Annotated in this window: 18 protein-coding genes and 1 tRNA gene; 16 read left to right on the top strand and 3 right to left on the bottom strand. The window is 53.6% G+C overall.

Going from position 1 to position 16284, the window contains the following annotated elements; genetic code table 11:
- Nucleotides 1-59: 59 nt before the first annotated feature.
- On the bottom strand, nt 60-224 hold the full coding sequence (yojO, locus tag OQV04_RS05545) for a protein YojO (RefSeq protein WP_001301465.1): 165 nt from the start codon (nt 222-224) through the stop codon (nt 60-62).
- A gap of 108 nt (nt 225-332) precedes the next feature.
- Here yojO and napF point away from each other — a divergent pair, with 108 nt between their 5' ends.
- The 15 genes from napF to ccmH are packed head-to-tail and all read left to right on the top strand — an operon-like array spanning nt 333 to nt 12472.
- Nucleotides 333-827 carry a ferredoxin-type protein NapF gene (gene napF, locus OQV04_RS05540; RefSeq protein ID WP_000686723.1) on the top strand — a complete coding sequence of 165 codons (495 nt, stop codon included), beginning with the start codon at nt 333-335 and terminating at the stop codon, nt 825-827.
- Nucleotides 817-1080, top strand: coding sequence for a chaperone NapD (gene napD, locus OQV04_RS05535; protein ID WP_000557378.1), 264 nt, complete (start codon nt 817-819; stop codon nt 1078-1080). The genes napF and napD overlap by 11 nt, the downstream gene beginning before the upstream one ends.
- Nucleotides 1077-3563 (top strand): periplasmic nitrate reductase subunit alpha, encoded by a 2487-nt coding sequence (napA, locus tag OQV04_RS05530; RefSeq protein ID WP_032281233.1) that lies wholly within the window; start codon nt 1077-1079, stop codon nt 3561-3563. The genes napD and napA overlap by 4 nt, the downstream gene beginning before the upstream one ends.
- A gap of 6 nt (nt 3564-3569) precedes the next feature.
- Nucleotides 3570-4265, top strand: coding sequence for a ferredoxin-type protein NapG (napG, locus tag OQV04_RS05525; RefSeq protein WP_023154625.1), 696 nt, complete (start codon nt 3570-3572; stop codon nt 4263-4265).
- Nucleotides 4252-5115, top strand: coding sequence for a quinol dehydrogenase ferredoxin subunit NapH (gene napH / locus OQV04_RS05520; protein WP_000013513.1), 864 nt, complete (start codon nt 4252-4254; stop codon nt 5113-5115). The genes napG and napH overlap by 14 nt, the downstream gene beginning before the upstream one ends.
- Nucleotides 5112-5561 carry a nitrate reductase cytochrome c-type subunit gene (gene napB / locus OQV04_RS05515; protein WP_000835174.1) on the top strand — a complete coding sequence of 150 codons (450 nt, stop codon included), beginning with the start codon at nt 5112-5114 and terminating at the stop codon, nt 5559-5561. Before napH ends, napB begins: the two co-directional genes overlap by 4 nt.
- A gap of 9 nt (nt 5562-5570) precedes the next feature.
- Nucleotides 5571-6173 carry a cytochrome c-type protein NapC gene (napC, locus tag OQV04_RS05510; RefSeq protein ID WP_000528376.1) on the top strand — a complete coding sequence of 201 codons (603 nt, stop codon included), beginning with the start codon at nt 5571-5573 and terminating at the stop codon, nt 6171-6173.
- A gap of 12 nt (nt 6174-6185) precedes the next feature.
- Nucleotides 6186-6809: a cytochrome c biogenesis heme-transporting ATPase CcmA gene (gene ccmA, locus OQV04_RS05505; protein WP_000525610.1), complete on the top strand. Its 624-nt coding sequence runs from the start codon at nt 6186-6188 to the stop codon at nt 6807-6809.
- Nucleotides 6806-7468 carry a heme exporter protein CcmB gene (gene ccmB / locus OQV04_RS05500; RefSeq protein WP_077757399.1) on the top strand — a complete coding sequence of 221 codons (663 nt, stop codon included), beginning with the start codon at nt 6806-6808 and terminating at the stop codon, nt 7466-7468. The genes ccmA and ccmB overlap by 4 nt, the downstream gene beginning before the upstream one ends.
- A 41-nt stretch (nt 7469-7509) precedes the next feature.
- Nucleotides 7510-8247, top strand: coding sequence for a heme exporter protein CcmC (ccmC, locus tag OQV04_RS05495; protein WP_001295447.1), 738 nt, complete (start codon nt 7510-7512; stop codon nt 8245-8247).
- Nucleotides 8244-8453 carry a heme exporter protein CcmD gene (ccmD, locus tag OQV04_RS05490; protein WP_032224485.1) on the top strand — a complete coding sequence of 70 codons (210 nt, stop codon included), beginning with the start codon at nt 8244-8246 and terminating at the stop codon, nt 8451-8453. Before ccmC ends, ccmD begins: the two co-directional genes overlap by 4 nt.
- On the top strand, nt 8450-8929 hold the full coding sequence (gene ccmE, locus OQV04_RS05485; protein ID WP_001026418.1) for a cytochrome c maturation protein CcmE: 480 nt from the start codon (nt 8450-8452) through the stop codon (nt 8927-8929). Before ccmD ends, ccmE begins: the two co-directional genes overlap by 4 nt.
- Nucleotides 8926-10869, top strand: coding sequence for a cytochrome c-type biogenesis heme lyase CcmF (gene ccmF, locus OQV04_RS05480; RefSeq protein ID WP_032281231.1), 1944 nt, complete (start codon nt 8926-8928; stop codon nt 10867-10869). Before ccmE ends, ccmF begins: the two co-directional genes overlap by 4 nt.
- Nucleotides 10866-11423: a thiol:disulfide interchange protein DsbE gene (dsbE, locus tag OQV04_RS05475; protein ID WP_000824439.1), complete on the top strand. Its 558-nt coding sequence runs from the start codon at nt 10866-10868 to the stop codon at nt 11421-11423. Before ccmF ends, dsbE begins: the two co-directional genes overlap by 4 nt.
- Nucleotides 11420-12472 (top strand): cytochrome c-type biogenesis thiol:disulfide oxidoreductase CcmH, encoded by a 1053-nt coding sequence (gene ccmH, locus OQV04_RS05470; protein ID WP_001211575.1) that lies wholly within the window; start codon nt 11420-11422, stop codon nt 12470-12472. Before dsbE ends, ccmH begins: the two co-directional genes overlap by 4 nt.
- Nucleotides 12473-12506: 34 nt before the next feature.
- Here ccmH and narP read toward each other — a convergent pair whose 3' ends face one another.
- Complete coding sequence (gene narP / locus OQV04_RS05465; RefSeq protein WP_001301754.1) at nt 12507-13154, bottom strand: nitrate/nitrite response regulator protein NarP; 648 nt, start codon at nt 13152-13154, stop codon at nt 12507-12509.
- 319 nt (nt 13155-13473) lie between these two features.
- Between narP and yejO the strand changes: the two genes are divergently transcribed.
- Nucleotides 13474-16065: an autotransporter YejO gene (yejO, locus tag OQV04_RS05460; RefSeq protein WP_050438650.1), complete on the top strand. Its 2592-nt coding sequence runs from the start codon at nt 13474-13476 to the stop codon at nt 16063-16065.
- A 101-nt stretch (nt 16066-16166) separates the two neighbouring features.
- On the opposite strand, the gene OQV04_RS05455 is transcribed toward yejO, so the two are convergent.
- Nucleotides 16167-16243: transfer RNA gene (locus OQV04_RS05455), tRNA-Pro, on the bottom strand.
- Nucleotides 16244-16284 lie beyond the last annotated feature (41 nt).

The following is a 16284-nucleotide window of genomic DNA, read 5'->3' as shown; positions in this document are numbered from 1 at the left end:
TAATTTGCTTTATGAATAACTTAAAGAATATTCAGACAATTTTACCTGCTCTTTTAGTGTTAAATTCTGATGAGAGAACAAACCAGCAGAAATATCTCTGGTGAATTAATCGCTATATAAATATATTTATAACCATTTGAAATGTGAGCAAAAGCCCGTTTTTGCCACGCTTCCCGCCACTCTTTTGATCCTGCTACAGGTTTTACCTCGATCGGGGTATGCATCTTTGACACATCCTTTAATATCTTAGCGGCTATAAAAATGGCTTATTAATTATGCGGTTTATTTGGTCGCTCTCAATTTTCAGAGCGCGTTAATGATGGAAGGTCAATGTGAAGATTGATGCATCCCGTCGGGGCATACTCACTGGTCGCTGGCGCAAAGCCAGTAACGGTATCCGTCCGCCCTGGTCCGGTGATGAATCTCATTTTCTGACCCATTGCACCCGCTGCGACGCCTGTATTAATGCTTGTGAAAACAACATCCTGCAACGCGGCGCGGGCGGCTATCCGAGCGTTAATTTCAAAAATAACGAGTGCAGCTTCTGTTACGCCTGCGCGCAGGCTTGCCCCGAATCGCTATTTTCTCCGCGCCACACCAGGGCCTGGGATTTGCAGTTCACCATTGGGGACGCGTGCCTGGCGTATCAGTCAGTTGAATGCCGCCGCTGTCAGGATAGCTGTGAGCCAATGGCAATTATCTTTCGCCCGACGCTCTCCGGGATCTACCAGCCGCAACTTAATAGCCAACTTTGCAACGGATGTGGAGCATGTGCAGCCAGCTGTCCGGTATCAGCCATAACTGCGGAGTATCTCCATGCACACTAACTGGCAAGTTTGCAGCCTGGTCGTGCAGGCCAAAAGCGAACGAATTTCAGACATCAGCACCCAACTGAACGCCTTTCCCGGCTGTGAAGTTGCTGTCAGCGACGCGCCGAGCGGTCAGTTGATTGTGGTGGTGGAAGCAGAAGACAGCGAAACGCTGATCCAAACCATTGAGTCAGTACGCAACGTAGAGGGCGTGCTGGCGGTGTCGCTGGTTTATCACCAGCAGGAAGAGCAAGGTGAGGAAACACCATGAAACTCAGTCGTCGTAGCTTTATGAAAGCTAACGCCGTTGCGGCCGCTGCGGCGGCTGCCGGTCTCAGCGTGCCGGGCGTTGCCCACGCCGTTGTTGGTCAGCAGGAAGCCATTAAATGGGATAAAGCGCCGTGCCGTTTCTGCGGTACTGGTTGCGGCGTTCTGGTCGGAACGCAGCAGGGGCGTGTGGTGGCCTGTCAGGGCGACCCGGACGCACCGGTTAACCGTGGCCTGAACTGCATTAAGGGCTATTTCCTGCCCAAGATCATGTACGGTAAAGACCGTTTGACGCAGCCGCTGCTGCGTATGAAAAACGGTAAATATGACAAAGAAGGCGAATTTACCCCAATCACCTGGGATCAGGCCTTCGATGTGATGGAAGAGAAATTCAAAACCGCCCTGAAAGAAAAAGGGCCGGAATCGATCGGTATGTTCGGTTCTGGTCAGTGGACTATCTGGGAAGGTTATGCCGCGTCCAAGCTGTTCAAAGCGGGCTTCCGTTCGAACAACATCGACCCGAACGCGCGTCACTGTATGGCATCGGCAGTAGTTGGCTTTATGCGTACCTTTGGTATGGATGAGCCGATGGGCTGCTATGACGACATCGAGCAGGCTGACGCGTTTGTGCTGTGGGGCGCAAACATGGCGGAGATGCACCCGATCCTCTGGTCACGCATCACTAACCGTCGTCTCTCTAACCAGGACGTCACCGTGGCGGTGCTTTCAACCTACCAGCATCGTAGCTTCGAGCTGGCGGATAACGGCATCATCTTTACGCCGCAATCTGACCTGGTGATCCTGAACTACATCGCCAACTATATCATTCAAAACAATGCGATAAATCAGGACTTCTTCAGCAAGCACGTTAACCTGCGCAAAGGGGCGACGGACATCGGCTACGGTTTACGTCCGACCCATCCGCTGGAAAAAGCAGCGAAGAATCCGGGTTCTGACGCCTCCGAACCGATGAGCTTCGAAGATTACAAAGCCTTCGTTGCTGAGTATACGCTGGAAAAAACCGCTGAAATGACCGGCGTGCCGAAAGACCAGTTAGAACAACTGGCGCAGCTGTATGCCGATCCGAACAAGAAAGTCATCTCCTACTGGACGATGGGCTTCAACCAGCATACTCGTGGCGTGTGGGCCAACAACCTGGTCTACAACCTGCACCTGCTGACCGGCAAAATTTCCCAGCCGGGTTGCGGTCCGTTCTCCCTGACCGGGCAGCCTTCCGCGTGTGGTACTGCGCGTGAAGTGGGCACCTTTGCCCACCGTCTGCCTGCGGACATGGTGGTAACTAACGAGAAACATCGTGATATCTGCGAGAAGAAGTGGAATATCCCGAGCGGCACCATTCCGGCGAAAATCGGTCTGCATGCGGTAGCACAAGACCGTGCGCTGAAAGACGGCAAGCTGAATGTTTACTGGACCATGTGTACCAACAACATGCAGGCCGGGCCGAACATTAATGAAGAGCGTATGCCGGGCTGGCGCGATCCGCGCAACTTCATCATCGTCTCCGATCCGTATCCGACAGTCAGTGCGCTGGCCGCCGACTTGATCCTGCCGACCGCAATGTGGGTAGAGAAAGAGGGCGCTTACGGTAACGCCGAACGCCGTACTCAGTTCTGGCGTCAGCAGGTACAGGCGCCAGGCGAAGCGAAATCGGATCTCTGGCAGTTAGTCCAGTTCTCCCGCCGCTTCAAAACTGAAGAAGTATGGCCGGAAGAGCTGCTGGCGAAGAAACCGGAACTGCGTGGCAAAACGCTGTACGAAGTTCTGTATGCCACCCCCGAAGTGAGCAAATTCCCGGTATCCGAACTGGCGGAAGATCAGCTGAACGATGAATCCCGCGAGCTGGGCTTCTATCTGCAAAAAGGGCTGTTCGAAGAGTACGCATGGTTTGGTCGCGGTCACGGTCACGATCTCGCGCCGTTCGATGACTACCACAAAGCGCGCGGTCTGCGCTGGCCGGTGGTGAACGGTAAAGAAACTCAGTGGCGTTACAGCGAAGGTAACGACCCGTACGTGAAAGCGGGCGAAGGCTACAAGTTCTACGGTAAACCGGATGGCAAAGCGGTGATCTTCGCACTGCCGTTCGAACCAGCGGCGGAAGCACCGGATGAAGAGTACGACCTGTGGCTCTCTACCGGACGCGTCCTGGAGCACTGGCACACCGGCAGTATGACTCGCCGTGTGCCGGAACTGCACCGCGCCTTCCCGGAAGCGGTCCTGTTTATTCACCCGCTGGATGCGAAAGCGCGCGATCTGCGTCGTGGCGACAAAGTGAAAGTGGTTTCTCGCCGTGGCGAAGTGATCTCGATTGTCGAAACGCGCGGTCGTAACCGTCCGCCGCAGGGCCTGGTGTACATGCCGTTCTTCGACGCCGCACAGCTGGTTAACAAACTGACGCTGGATGCGACCGATCCGCTCTCGAAAGAGACGGACTTCAAGAAGTGCGCGGTCAAACTGGAGAAGGTGTAAGCCATTATGTCCCGGTCAGCGAAACCTCAAAATGGTCGCCGCCGCTTTCTGCGCGATGTCGTTCGCACAGCAGGCGGGCTGGCTGCCGTGGGTGTGGCGCTGGGGTTACAACAGCAAACCGCACGCGCATCTGGCGTGCGGTTGCGCCCGCCCGGAGCCATAAACGAGAACGCCTTTGCCAGTGCCTGTGTGCGTTGCGGTCAGTGTGTTCAGGCTTGCCCTTACGACACCTTAAAACTGGCGACGCTGGCTTCTGGCCTGTCGGCGGGCACGCCATATTTTGTCGCACGGGATATTCCTTGCGAAATGTGTGAGGACATTCCGTGCGCCAAAGTGTGCCCGAGCGGTGCGCTGGATCGTGAGATCGAATCGATCGACGAAGCGCGGATGGGGCTGGCGGTACTGGTGGACCAGGAAAACTGTCTCAACTTTCAGGGGCTGCGCTGCGATGTTTGTTATCGCGAATGCCCGAAAATTGATGAGGCCATCACCCTGGAGCTGGAGCGCAATACGCGTACCGGTAAGCACGCCCGCTTTCTGCCGACGGTTCACAGCGACGCCTGTACCGGCTGCGGTAAGTGCGAAAAAGTGTGCGTGCTGGAACAACCGGCAATCAAGGTGTTACCGCTGTCACTGGCGAAAGGGGAGTTAGGTCACCATTACCGCTTCGGCTGGCTGGAGGGGAACAATGGCAAATCGTAAACGTGACGCCGGGCGCGAGGCGCTGGAGAAAAAAGGCTGGTGGCGCAGTCACCGTTGGCTGGTGTTACGTCGCCTTTGTCAGTTCTTCGTGCTGGGGATGTTTTTGAGCGGTCCGTGGTTTGGTGTGTGGATCTTGCACGGCAACTACAGCAGTAGCCTGTTATTCGACACCGTTCCGCTGACCGATCCGCTGATGACGCTGCAAAGTCTTGCCAGTGGTCATCTGCCTGCCACGGTGGCGTTGACCGGTGCGGTGATTATCACCGTGCTCTACGCCCTGGCAGGAAAGCGATTATTTTGCAGCTGGGTCTGCCCGCTGAACCCGATTACCGACTTAGCGAACTGGTTACGCAGGCGCTTTGACCTCAATCAGTCTGCGACGATCCCTCGCCACATTCGCTACGTGCTGTTGGTGGTCATTCTGGTGGGATCAGCCTTAACTGGCACGCTCATCTGGGAATGGATCAACCCCGTTTCCCTGATGGGGCGTAGCCTGGTAATGGGCTTCGGCAGCGGCGCGCTGCTTATTCTCGCGCTGTTTTTATTTGATCTACTGGTCGTTGAACACGGCTGGTGCGGGCACATTTGTCCGGTTGGCGCGCTGTATGGCGTGCTGGGTAGCAAAGGTGTGATTACCGTTGCGGCCAGCGATCGGCAGAAATGTAACCGCTGTATGGATTGTTTTCATGTTTGCCCGGAACCGCATGTGCTACGTGCCCCGGTGCTGGATGAACAAAGCCCGGTGCAGGTCACCAGCCGCGATTGCATGACGTGCGGTCGCTGCGTGGATGTCTGTTCTGAGGATGTATTTACAATAACTACACGATGGAGTTCGGGAGCGAAATCATGAAAAGCCATGACCTGAAGAAAGCGCTGTGTCAATGGACGGCGATGCTGGCCCTGGTGGTAAGCGGCGCGGTTTGGGCGGCTAATGGCGTCGATTTTAGCCAGTCGCCGGAAGTATCCGGGACGCAGGAAGGGGCCATTCGGATGCCAAAAGAGCAGGATCGGATGCCGCTGAACTATGTGAATCAGCCGCCAATGATCCCGCATAGCGTTGAAGGTTATCAGGTAACGACCAATACCAACCGCTGCTTGCAGTGCCACGGTGTCGAAAGCTATCGCACCACTGGCGCGCCGCGTATCAGTCCTACTCACTTTATGGACAGCGACGGCAAAGTGGGCGCGGAAGTGGCTCCGCGTCGTTATTTCTGTCTGCAATGTCACGTACCGCAGGCCGATACCGCGCCAATCGTGGGGAATACCTTTACCCCATCAAAAGGTTACGGGAAATAAGAGGTTATTATGGGAAATTCTGACCGTAAGCCTGGTCTGATTAAGCGCCTGTGGAAATGGTGGCGTACCCCCAGCCGTCTGGCGCTGGGGACGCTGCTGTTGATCGGTTTTGTCGGCGGCATCGTCTTCTGGGGCGGCTTTAACACCGGGATGGAAAAAGCCAATACCGAAGAGTTCTGCATTAGCTGCCACGAAATGCGTAACACGGTGTATCAGGAATACATGGATTCCGTGCACTACAACAACCGTAGCGGCGTCCGTGCGACCTGTCCGGATTGTCACGTTCCGCACGAGTTTGTGCCGAAGATGATACGCAAGCTCAAAGCAAGTAAAGAGCTGTATGGTAAAATTTTTGGCGTTATTGACACGCCGCAGAAATTTGAAGCTCATCGTCTGACGATGGCACAGAATGAGTGGCGGCGCATGAAGGACAATAACTCGCAGGAGTGCCGTAACTGTCACAACTTCGAGTATATGGATACAACCGCCCAGAAATCGGTTGCCGCGAAGATGCATGACCAGGCGGTGAAAGATGGGCAAACCTGTATTGATTGCCATAAAGGGATAGCGCACAAGCTCCCCGATATGCGTGAAGTCGAGCCAGGTTTTTAACAGGGTTATTGCGTGGGTATGCTTGAAGTCAGAGAGTTACTTTGTGAGCGGGATGAACGAACCTTATTTAGTGGCTTGTCATTTACGCTGAACGCAGGAGAGTGGGTACAAATCACCGGTAGCAACGGCGCGGGGAAGACAACGCTTCTCCGTTTGCTGACGGGGTTGTCTCGCCCTGACGCAGGCGAGGTTCTCTGGCAAGGGCAGCCCTTGCATCAGGTACGCGACAGCTACCATCAAAACCTGTTATGGATAGGCCATCAGCCGGGGATCAAAACCCGGCTGACGGCGTTAGAAAATCTGCACTTTTATCATCGCGATGGCGATACCGCACAATGTCTGGAAGCCCTGGCGCAGGCCGGGCTTGCCGGATTCGAAGATATTCCGGTAAATCAACTTTCTGCCGGGCAACAACGCCGCGTCGCTTTAGCGCGTCTGTGGCTGACCCGTGCCACGTTATGGATCCTCGACGAGCCTTTTACCGCGATTGACGTTAACGGCGTCGATCGTCTGACCCAGCGTATGGCGCAGCATACAGAGCAGGGGGGGATTGTGATTCTCACTACCCACCAGCCGCTCAACGTTGCTGAAAGTAAAATTCGCCGCATTTCACTGACGCAAACGAGGGCCGTATGATGTTCTGGCGCATTTTCCGTCTTGAGCTGCGCGTAGCGTTTTGCCATAGCGCTGAAATCGCCAACCCGCTGTGGTTCTTCCTGATTGTAATTACCCTTTTTCCGCTCAGTATCGGTCCGGAGCCGCAACTGCTGGCGCGTATTGCACCGGGCATTATCTGGGTTGCTGCGCTGCTTTCATCCTTGCTGGCGCTGGAACGACTGTTCCGTGACGATTTGCAGGACGGCAGTCTTGAACAATTGATGTTGTTGCCGTTACCCTTGCCCGCCGTTGTGCTGGCGAAGGTGATGGCGCACTGGATGGTAACCGGTCTGCCGTTACTCATCCTTTCGCCCCTGGTAGCAATGCTACTGGGAATGGATGTTTATGGCTGGCAAGTGATGGCGTTAACGCTACTGCTGGGAACGCCTACGCTTGGCTTTCTTGGTGCGCCGGGCGTGGCGCTGACAGTGGGACTTAAGCGCGGTGGTGTGCTGCTCAGCATACTGGTGTTACCGCTGACTATCCCATTACTCATCTTTGCCACCGCCGCGATGGACGCGGCTTCTATGCATTTGCCCGTTGACGGGTATCTGGCAATTTTAGGCGCGTTGCTGGCAGGCACCGCGACATTAAGTCCTTTTGCGACGGCGGCAGCGTTACGAATCAGCATTCAATAACGCTGGATTACTGATTTTTGTTCGAGTCTGGTATCGAAACTATGTGGAAAACACTGCATCAACTGGCGATCCCACCACGGCTGTATCAAATCTGTGGCTGGTTTATACCGTGGCTGGCAATTGCCAGTGTGGTCGTGCTTACCGTCGGCTGGATCTGGGGATTCGGCTTTGCTCCGGCTGATTATCAGCAGGGAAATAGCTACCGCATTATCTACCTGCATGTGCCTGCGGCGATCTGGTCGATGGGCATTTATGCATCAATGGCGGTGGCGGCGTTTATTGGCCTTGTCTGGCAGATGAAAATGGCCAACCTGGCGGTGGCGGCGATGGCCCCCATTGGTGCCGTGTTTACCTTTATTGCCCTGGTTACCGGCTCTGCATGGGGAAAACCGATGTGGGGCACCTGGTGGGTATGGGATGCACGTCTGACTTCTGAACTGGTGCTGCTGTTTTTGTATGTGGGTGTGATTGCCCTGTGGCACGCCTTCGACGACCGCCGTCTGGCGGGCCGTGCGGCAGGTATCCTGGTGCTGATTGGCGTGGTGAATCTGCCGATTATTCATTACTCCGTGGAGTGGTGGAACACCCTGCATCAGGGATCAACGCGGATGCAGCAAAGTATCGATCCGGCGATGCGTTCGCCGCTGCGCTGGTCGATTTTTGGCTTCCTGCTCCTGTCTGCCACGCTGACGCTGATGCGGATGCGTAATTTGATTTTGCTGATGGAAAAACGCCGTCCGTGGGTGAGTGAACTGATACTGAAAAGAGGCCGTAAATGACCCCTGCATTTGCTTCCTGGAATGAATTTTTCGCAATGGGCGGTTACGCCTTTTTTGTCTGGCTGGCGGTGGTGATGACCGTTATTCCGCTGGTGGTTTTGGTCGTGCACTCGGTGATGCAGCATCGCGCAATTCTGCGTAGCGTGGCGCAACAGCGGGCGCGAGAGGCGCGTTTACGTGCTGCACAACAGCAGGAGGCTGCATGAATATTCGCCGTAAAAACCGCTTGTGGATTGCCTGTGCCGTGTTGGCAGGGCTGGCGCTGACTATCGGTCTGGTGCTATATGCGCTGCGCTCGAATATCGATCTCTTTTATACGCCGGGGGAAATTCTCTACGGCAAGCGTGAAACTCAGCAGATGCCGGAAGTCGGTCAGCGTCTGCGCGTTGGCGGGATGGTGATGCCGGGTAGCGTGCAGCGCGATCCCAATTCGCTGAAAGTAACGTTCACCATTTACGACGCTGAAGGCTCAGTGGATGTCTCTTACGAAGGCATTTTGCCGGATCTGTTCCGTGAAGGGCAGGGCGTTGTGGTGCAAGGCGAGCTGGAAAAAGGCAATCATATCCTCGCGAAAGAAGTGCTGGCGAAACACGATGAAAACTATACGCCGCCAGAAGTTGAGAAAGCGATGGAAGCTAACCACCGTCGCCCGGCGAGTGTTTATAAGGACCCAGCATCATGATGCCGGAAATTGGTAACGGGCTGCTGTGCCTGGCGTTAGGGATTGCGCTGCTGCTGTCCGTGTATCCGCTATGGGGCGTGGCGCGCGGAGATGCGCGCATGATGGCGTCTTCCCGCTTGTTTGCCTGGCTGCTGTTTATGTCTGTGGCTGGCGCATTTCTGGTGCTGGTCAATGCTTTCGTGGTCAACGACTTTACCGTCACCTATGTTGCCAGCAACTCCAATACCCAGCTTCCGGTGTGGTATCGCGTGGCGGCTACCTGGGGCGCGCATGAAGGCTCGCTACTGCTGTGGGTGCTGCTGATGAGCGGCTGGACCTTTGCGGTGGCGATTTTTAGTCAGCGTATTCCGCTGGATATTGTGGCCCGCGTACTGGCGATAATGGGGATGGTCAGCGTCGGCTTTTTGCTGTTCATTCTCTTTACCTCTAACCCATTCTCACGCACGCTGCCGAACTTCCCGATTGAAGGGCGCGATCTTAACCCGCTGTTACAGGATCCGGGGCTGATCTTCCATCCGCCTCTGCTTTATATGGGGTACGTGGGTTTCTCGGTGGCGTTTGCTTTTGCCATTGCTTCTTTGCTGAGCGGGCGTTTGGACAGCACTTATGCGCGTTTTACTCGCCCGTGGACGCTGGCGGCGTGGATTTTCCTGACGCTCGGCATTGTGCTCGGTTCCGCATGGGCCTATTACGAACTCGGCTGGGGTGGCTGGTGGTTCTGGGATCCGGTAGAAAACGCCTCGTTTATGCCGTGGCTGGTGGGGACTGCGCTGATGCACTCACTTGCGGTCACTGAACAACGCGCCAGCTTCAAAGCGTGGACATTACTGCTGGCAATCAGTGCCTTCTCGTTGTGTCTGTTGGGGACTTTCCTCGTGCGTTCCGGCGTGCTGGTATCGGTACACGCGTTTGCGTCTGATCCGGCGCGCGGTATGTTTATCCTCGCCTTTATGGTGCTGGTGATTGGCGGTTCGCTGCTGCTGTTTGCCGCGCGTGGACACAAAGTTCGCTCACGCGTAAACAATGCGCTGTGGTCGCGGGAATCTTTGCTGTTAGCGAACAACGTTTTGCTGGTCGCCGCGATGCTGGTGGTGTTGCTGGGGACGCTGCTGCCGCTGGTGCACAAGCAACTGGGACTGGGCAGTATTTCGATTGGCGAACCGTTCTTCAACACCATGTTTACCTGGCTGATGGTGCCGTTTGCGCTACTGCTTGGTGTCGGTCCTCTGGTGCGCTGGGGGCGCGATCGCCCACGTAAGATCCGCAATTTATTGATTTTCGCCTTTATCTCTACGCTGGTGCTGTCTCTGCTGTTGCCGTGGCTGTTCGAAAGCAAAGTGGTGGCGATGACGGTGCTCGGCCTGGCAATGGCCTGCTGGATTGCGGTGCTGGCAATTGCGGAAGCTGTGCTGCGTATTTCACGCGGCACGAAAACCACCTTCAGTTATTGGGGGATGGTGGCGGCTCACCTGGGGCTGGCAGTGACAATTGTTGGCATTGCCTTTAGCCAGAACTATAGCGTTGAGCGTGATGTGCGCATGAAGTCCGGCGATAGCGTCGATATTCATGAATATCGCTTCACCTTCCGTGATGTCAAAGAGGTGACTGGCCCGAACTGGCGTGGCGGTGTGGCGACTATCGGCGTAACGCGAGAGGGTAAACCGGAAACGGTGCTGTATGCGGAAAAACGTTATTACAACACTGCCGGGTCGATGATGACCGAAGCGGCGATTGACGGTGGCATCACGCGTGACCTGTACGCCGCGCTCGGTGAAGAGCTGGAAAACGGCGCGTGGGCTGTGCGTCTTTACTACAAACCGTTTGTTCGCTGGATTTGGGCGGGCGGGCTGATGATGGCGTTGGGCGGACTGCTGTGTCTGTTTGATCCTCGCTATCGTAAGCGCGTGAGTCCGCAAAAAACTGCGCCGGAGGCTGTATGAAGCGCAAAGTATTGTTAATTCCGTTGATTATCTTCCTGGCGATTGCCGCGGCGCTGCTGTGGCAGCTGGCGCGTAATGCCGAAGGGGATGATCCGACCAATCTGGAATCGGCGCTCATTGGCAAGCCAGTGCCGAAGTTTCGTCTCGAATCACTGGACAATCCGGGGCAGTTTTATCAGGCGGATGTGCTGACTCAGGGCAAACCAGTGCTGCTTAACGTCTGGGCGACCTGGTGTCCGACCTGCCGTGCGGAACATCAATATCTGAATCAGCTTTCTGCGCAGGGCATCCGCGTGGTCGGCATGAACTATAAAGACGATCGCCAGAAGGCAATCAGCTGGCTGAAAGAGCTGGGCAATCCTTACGCGCTAAGCCTGTTTGATGGCGACGGCATGTTAGGGCTGGATCTCGGTGTCTATGGCGCGCCAGAAACGTTTCTTATTGACGGCAACGGTATCATTCGCTATCGCCATGCGGGCGATCTGAATCCTCGCGTCTGGGAAGAAGAGATCAAGCCGCTGTGGGAGAAATACAGTAAGGAGGCCGCACAATGAGGTTTTTATTGGGCGTGCTGATGCTGATGATCTCCGGCTCAGCGCTGGCGACCATCGATGTGTTGCAGTTTAAAGATGAAGCACAGGAACAACAGTTCCGTCAGCTCACTGAAGAACTGCGTTGCCCGAAATGCCAGAACAACAGCATTGCCGATTCCAACTCGATGATTGCCACCGACCTGCGCCAGAAAGTGTATGAACTGATGCAGGAAGGCAAAAGTAAGAAAGAGATTGTCGATTATATGGTGGCGCGTTACGGCAACTTCGTCACTTACGATCCGCCGTTAACGCCGCTGACCGTGCTGCTGTGGGTGCTTCCGGTAGTGGCTATTGGTATTGGCGGTTGGGTCATATACGCCCGTTCGCGGCGTCGGGTACGCGTGGTACCGGAAGCGTTTCCTGAACAAAGCGTGCCGGAAGGTAAGCGTGCCGGATATGTTGTTTATCTGCCGGGTATTGTGGTGGCGTTAATTGTGGCTGGCGTCAGCTACTACCAGACTGGCAATTATCAGCAGGTGAAAATCTGGCAGCAGGCCACGGCACAGGCTCCGGCGTTGCTGGACAGGGCGCTGGATCCGAAAGCCGATCCGCTCAACGAAGAAGAGATGTCGCGCCTTGCGCTGGGGATGCGTACTCAACTGCAAAAAAATCCGGGAGATATAGAAGGTTGGATTATGTTGGGTCGCGTTGGCATGGCGCTGGGTAACGCCAGTATCGCCACCGATGCATACGCTACTGCGTATCGCCTCGATCCGAAAAACAGCGATGCCGCACTGGGTTATGCTGAAGCGTTGACACGTTCATCTGATCCCAACGACAACCGCCTCGGCGGCGAACTGCTGCGCCAGTTGGTGAGAACGGACCATAGCAATATTCGTGTGTTAAGCATGTATGCGTTTAATGCCTTTGAGCAGCAGCGATTTGGCGAAGCCGTTGCCGCGTGGGAGATGATGTTGAAACTCTTACCTGCCAACGATACTCGCCGTGCGGTGATTGAACGTAGTATCGCGCAGGCGATGCAACATTTGTCGCCGCAGGAGAGTAAATAAAAAGAGGCCCGATGGTCATGCCATCGGGCTATTTTTATTGTGCCCCGCGTTGTTGCAGGAACAGAATGGTGGCTGCCACGCGTGAGCGGACATTGAGTTTGCGCAGCAGATTGCGAATATGTACTTTTACTGTCTGCTCTGAAATATTCAACACCGAGGCAATCTGTTTATTTGACAGCCCCTGTGCCAGCTCGTGCAGAACATCCAGCTCGCGCTCCGTCAGCACGCTGAAGGGATCTTCTTCCGCGCCAAACATTTCACGTTCATGTAAGTACTGATTGACGCGTTCGCTAAAGACTTTGCTGCCTTTCGCTCCGGCACGAATCGCTTCCAGCAACACTTCCGGGTCGCTGTCTTTCAACAGATAACCGTCTGCGCCTGCGTCTATCAGCGCAAAGACATCGCTGGAGGCATCTGATACGGTCAGGATAATAATTTGCGCGGTAACGCCATCCCTGCGCAAGGCATTGAGGGTATCCAGGCCACTCATACCTTTCATATTGAGATCCAGCAAGATCACGTCGATATCCAGTCTATTCGCCAGATCGATAGCACTCGCGCCGTCGCCCGCTTCGGCGACCACTTCAAAGCCAGGATCAAGCTCCAGTAACTGACGAACACCGCGTCGCATAAGTGGATGATCATCCACAATCATCACCTGAAAAGGCGTTGCTTCAGGCATAGTAGTCTCCTGAGGTTTTATTAGAATCATTATGTTTGAGCGTAGCGTTGGTAACGCTACCAGGCGCGTGAATGTTACCCCATTTTATGTATGGACATGTAGCGAAAACTACAACCTTGTCGTTCGCTTTGGCATCATTTTCATTATAAAGACGGAATTTTGCATCAGCTTCTCATCAAGAAAAACAACTAAAAAATCAATCACAATACTTGTGCATTTCTTTAAACAGTTTTTAAAAACTGACTCCGGGTATGGAGCTATGGGTATTTTCTCTACCCAATGCTTTTAACAGCAATTAATTTCATAGGATGAAAGCTCAATGCATCAATCTGGTTCTGTTTCTCTTTGTCGTTCCGCAATATCTGTTCTGGTGGCTACAGCGTTATATTCACCCATAGCATTGGCATCAACAGTTGAGTATGGTGAGACAGTTGATGGTGTTGTCCTGGAAAAAGATATCCAGCTGGTTTATGGGACCGCCAATAATACGAAAATCAATTCTGGCGGAGAACAGCATATTAAAGAATTTGGTATAAGTAGTAATACTGAAATTAACGGCGGGTATCAGTACATTGAAATGAATGGCACCGCAGAATACTCAGTATTAAATGATGGTTATCAAATTGTTCAAATGGGTGGCGCGGCAAACCAGACTACGCTCAATAATGGTGTGCTACAGGTTTATGGCGCGGCGAATGATCCCACGATTAAAGGCGGGCGCTTAATTGTTGAAAAAGATGGGATTGCCGTCTTTGCCGCTATCGAAAAGGGAGGATTACTGGAGGTTAAAGACGGGGGATTAGCATTTGCGGTAGATCAGAAAGCAGGCGGTGCTATTAAAGCAAGCACGCGGGTCATGGAGGTATTCGGAACAAACCGTCTCGGTCAGTTCGAAATCAAGAATGGTATTGCTAACAATATGCTGTTGGAAAACGGCGGAAGTTTGCGAGTTGAAGAAAATGACTTCGCTTATAATACTACTGTAGATAGTGGCGGCTTACTGGAGGTTATGGATGGCGGGACTGCAACTGGCGTTGATAAAAAAGCAGGCGGAAAATTAATTGTCTCAACGAATGCGCTGGAAGTGAGTGGTACAAACAGTAAAGGCCAATTTAGTATAAAAGATGGTGTGTCAAAAAATTATGAACTGGATGATGGTTCCGGGCTTATTGTTATGGAGGACACGCAGGCCATTGACACTATCCTCGATGAGCATGCCACTATGCAATCGCTGGGAAAGGATACTGGGACGAGAGTGCAGGCAAATGCGGTATATGATCTCGGTCGATCAGATCAGAATGGAAGTATAACGTATTCCTCTAAAGCCATCTCTGAAAATATGGTTATCAACAATGGCCGCGCTAATGTCTGGGCTGGCACAATGGTTAACGTGTCAGTCAGAGGGAATGATGGCATTCTTGAGGTCATGAAGCCGCAAATAAATTATGCACCCGCAATGTTGGTGGGTAAGGTAGTGGTTTCTGAGGGCGCTTCTTTTAGAACGCATGGTGCCGTGGATACCAGCAAAGCGGACGTTTCGCTCGAAAATAGCGTATGGACCATCATTGCCGATATCACTACGACGAACCAAAACACCCTCCTCAACTTAGCCAACCTTGCGATGTCTGACGCAAATGTGATTATGATGGATGAGCCAGTGACTCGTTCATCAGTGACGGCAAGTGCGGAAAATTTCATTACGTTGACCACCAATACCCTGTCGGGAAACGGCAATTTTTATATGCGTACCGATATGGCTAATCATCAGAGCGATCAGCTCAACGTCACCGGTCAGGCAACAGGTGATTTCAAAATATTCGTGACGGACACCGGTGCCAGCCCGGCAGCAGGAGATAGCCTTACACTGGTAACAACGGGCGGCGGTGATGCTGCATTTACGTTGGGCAATGCCGGAGGCGTTGTTGATATCGGTACGTATGAATATACCTTGCTGGATAATGGCAACCATAGCTGGAGTTTGGCAGAGAATCGCGCGCAAATTACCCCTTCAACCACTGATGTGCTGAATATGGCGGCCGCACAACCGCTGGTATTTGATGCAGAACTGGACACCGTGCGTGAGCGTCTTGGTAGCGTAAAAGGCGTTAGTTACGATACGGCGATGTGGAGTTCGGCAATTAACACTCGCAACAACGTGACCACTGATGCGGGAGCTGGTTTTGAGCAAACATTGACGGGCCTGACGCTCGGTATCGATAGCCGTTTCTCCCGTGAAGAAAGCAGTACAATTCGCGGCTTGTTCTTTGGTTACTCTCATTCTGATATTGGTTTTGATCGCGGCGGAAAAGGTAATATCGATAGCTATACCCTGGGGGCTTATGCCGGTTGGGAGCATCAGAACGGTGCCTATGTTGATGGGGTGGTGAAAGTTGACCGTTTTGCCAACACCATCCATGGCAAGATGAGTAATGGGGCAACAGCGTTTGGCGATTACAATAGTAACGGCGCGGGTGCTCATGTCGAGAGCGGGTTCCGTTGGGTTGACGGATTGTGGAGTGTTAGACCCTATCTGGCCTTTACCGGCTTTACCACAGATGGTCAGGACTACACGTTATCAAACGGCATGCGCGCGGACGTGGGAAATACCCGGATATTACGCGCTGAAGCGGGAACGGCGGTAAGCTATCACATGGACCTGCAAAACGGTACGACGCTGGAACCCTGGCTGAAAGCCGCCGTGCGTCAGGAATACGCCGATTCTAACCAGGTGAAAGTTAATGACGATGGCAAATTTAATAATGATGTGGCTGGAACCCGTGGCGTTTATCAGGCTGGGATAAGGTCATCGTTTACCCCGACGTTAAGCGGTCATTTGTCAGTCAGCTATGGCAATGGCGCAGGGGTAGAATCGCCGTGGAATACCCAGGCGGGTGTGGTCTGGACGTTCTGATAACAGACAATAAACAGGCCGTGATGTGTCACGGTCTGTTTATCGAATTAAATGCAGATATAAAAAAACCAACCTTTACGGTTGGTTTTTTTTGGGATTTTTGGTCGGCACGAGAGGATTTGAACCTCCGACCCCCGACACCCCATGACGGTGCGCTACCAGGCTGCGCTACGTGCCGACTCGTGGCTGTTAATACTACCGTTTTCCACACCGATTGCA

Source organism: Escherichia sp. Lx600-2, assembly GCF_036662595.1.
Lineage (GTDB): Bacteria > Pseudomonadota > Gammaproteobacteria > Enterobacterales > Enterobacteriaceae > Escherichia > Escherichia coli.
Note: the sequence above shows the minus strand (reverse complement) of the source record. Positions and strands in the feature narration are given on the sequence as shown.

Coding starts and splice junctions, on each gene's coding strand:
- ccmE (WP_001026418.1), top strand. CDS start 8,450: ATGAATATTCGCCGTAAAAACCGCTTGTGGATTGCCTGTGCCGTGTTG.
- ccmH (WP_001211575.1), top strand. CDS start 11,420: ATGAGGTTTTTATTGGGCGTGCTGATGCTGATGATCTCCGGCTCAGCG.
- yejO (WP_050438650.1), top strand. CDS start 13,474: ATGCATCAATCTGGTTCTGTTTCTCTTTGTCGTTCCGCAATATCTGTT.
- ccmD (WP_032224485.1), top strand. CDS start 8,244: ATGACCCCTGCATTTGCTTCCTGGAATGAATTTTTCGCAATGGGCGGT.
- narP (WP_001301754.1), bottom strand. CDS start 13,154: ATGCCTGAAGCAACGCCTTTTCAGGTGATGATTGTGGATGATCATCCA.
- ccmF (WP_032281231.1), top strand. CDS start 8,926: ATGATGCCGGAAATTGGTAACGGGCTGCTGTGCCTGGCGTTAGGGATT.
- ccmC (WP_001295447.1), top strand. CDS start 7,510: ATGTGGAAAACACTGCATCAACTGGCGATCCCACCACGGCTGTATCAA.
- napD (WP_000557378.1), top strand. CDS start 817: ATGCACACTAACTGGCAAGTTTGCAGCCTGGTCGTGCAGGCCAAAAGC.
- napG (WP_023154625.1), top strand. CDS start 3,570: ATGTCCCGGTCAGCGAAACCTCAAAATGGTCGCCGCCGCTTTCTGCGC.
- napC (WP_000528376.1), top strand. CDS start 5,571: ATGGGAAATTCTGACCGTAAGCCTGGTCTGATTAAGCGCCTGTGGAAA.
- yojO (WP_001301465.1), bottom strand. CDS start 224: ATGCATACCCCGATCGAGGTAAAACCTGTAGCAGGATCAAAAGAGTGG.
- napH (WP_000013513.1), top strand. CDS start 4,252: ATGGCAAATCGTAAACGTGACGCCGGGCGCGAGGCGCTGGAGAAAAAA.
- ccmB (WP_077757399.1), top strand. CDS start 6,806: ATGATGTTCTGGCGCATTTTCCGTCTTGAGCTGCGCGTAGCGTTTTGC.
- dsbE (WP_000824439.1), top strand. CDS start 10,866: ATGAAGCGCAAAGTATTGTTAATTCCGTTGATTATCTTCCTGGCGATT.
- napA (WP_032281233.1), top strand. CDS start 1,077: ATGAAACTCAGTCGTCGTAGCTTTATGAAAGCTAACGCCGTTGCGGCC.
- napB (WP_000835174.1), top strand. CDS start 5,112: ATGAAAAGCCATGACCTGAAGAAAGCGCTGTGTCAATGGACGGCGATG.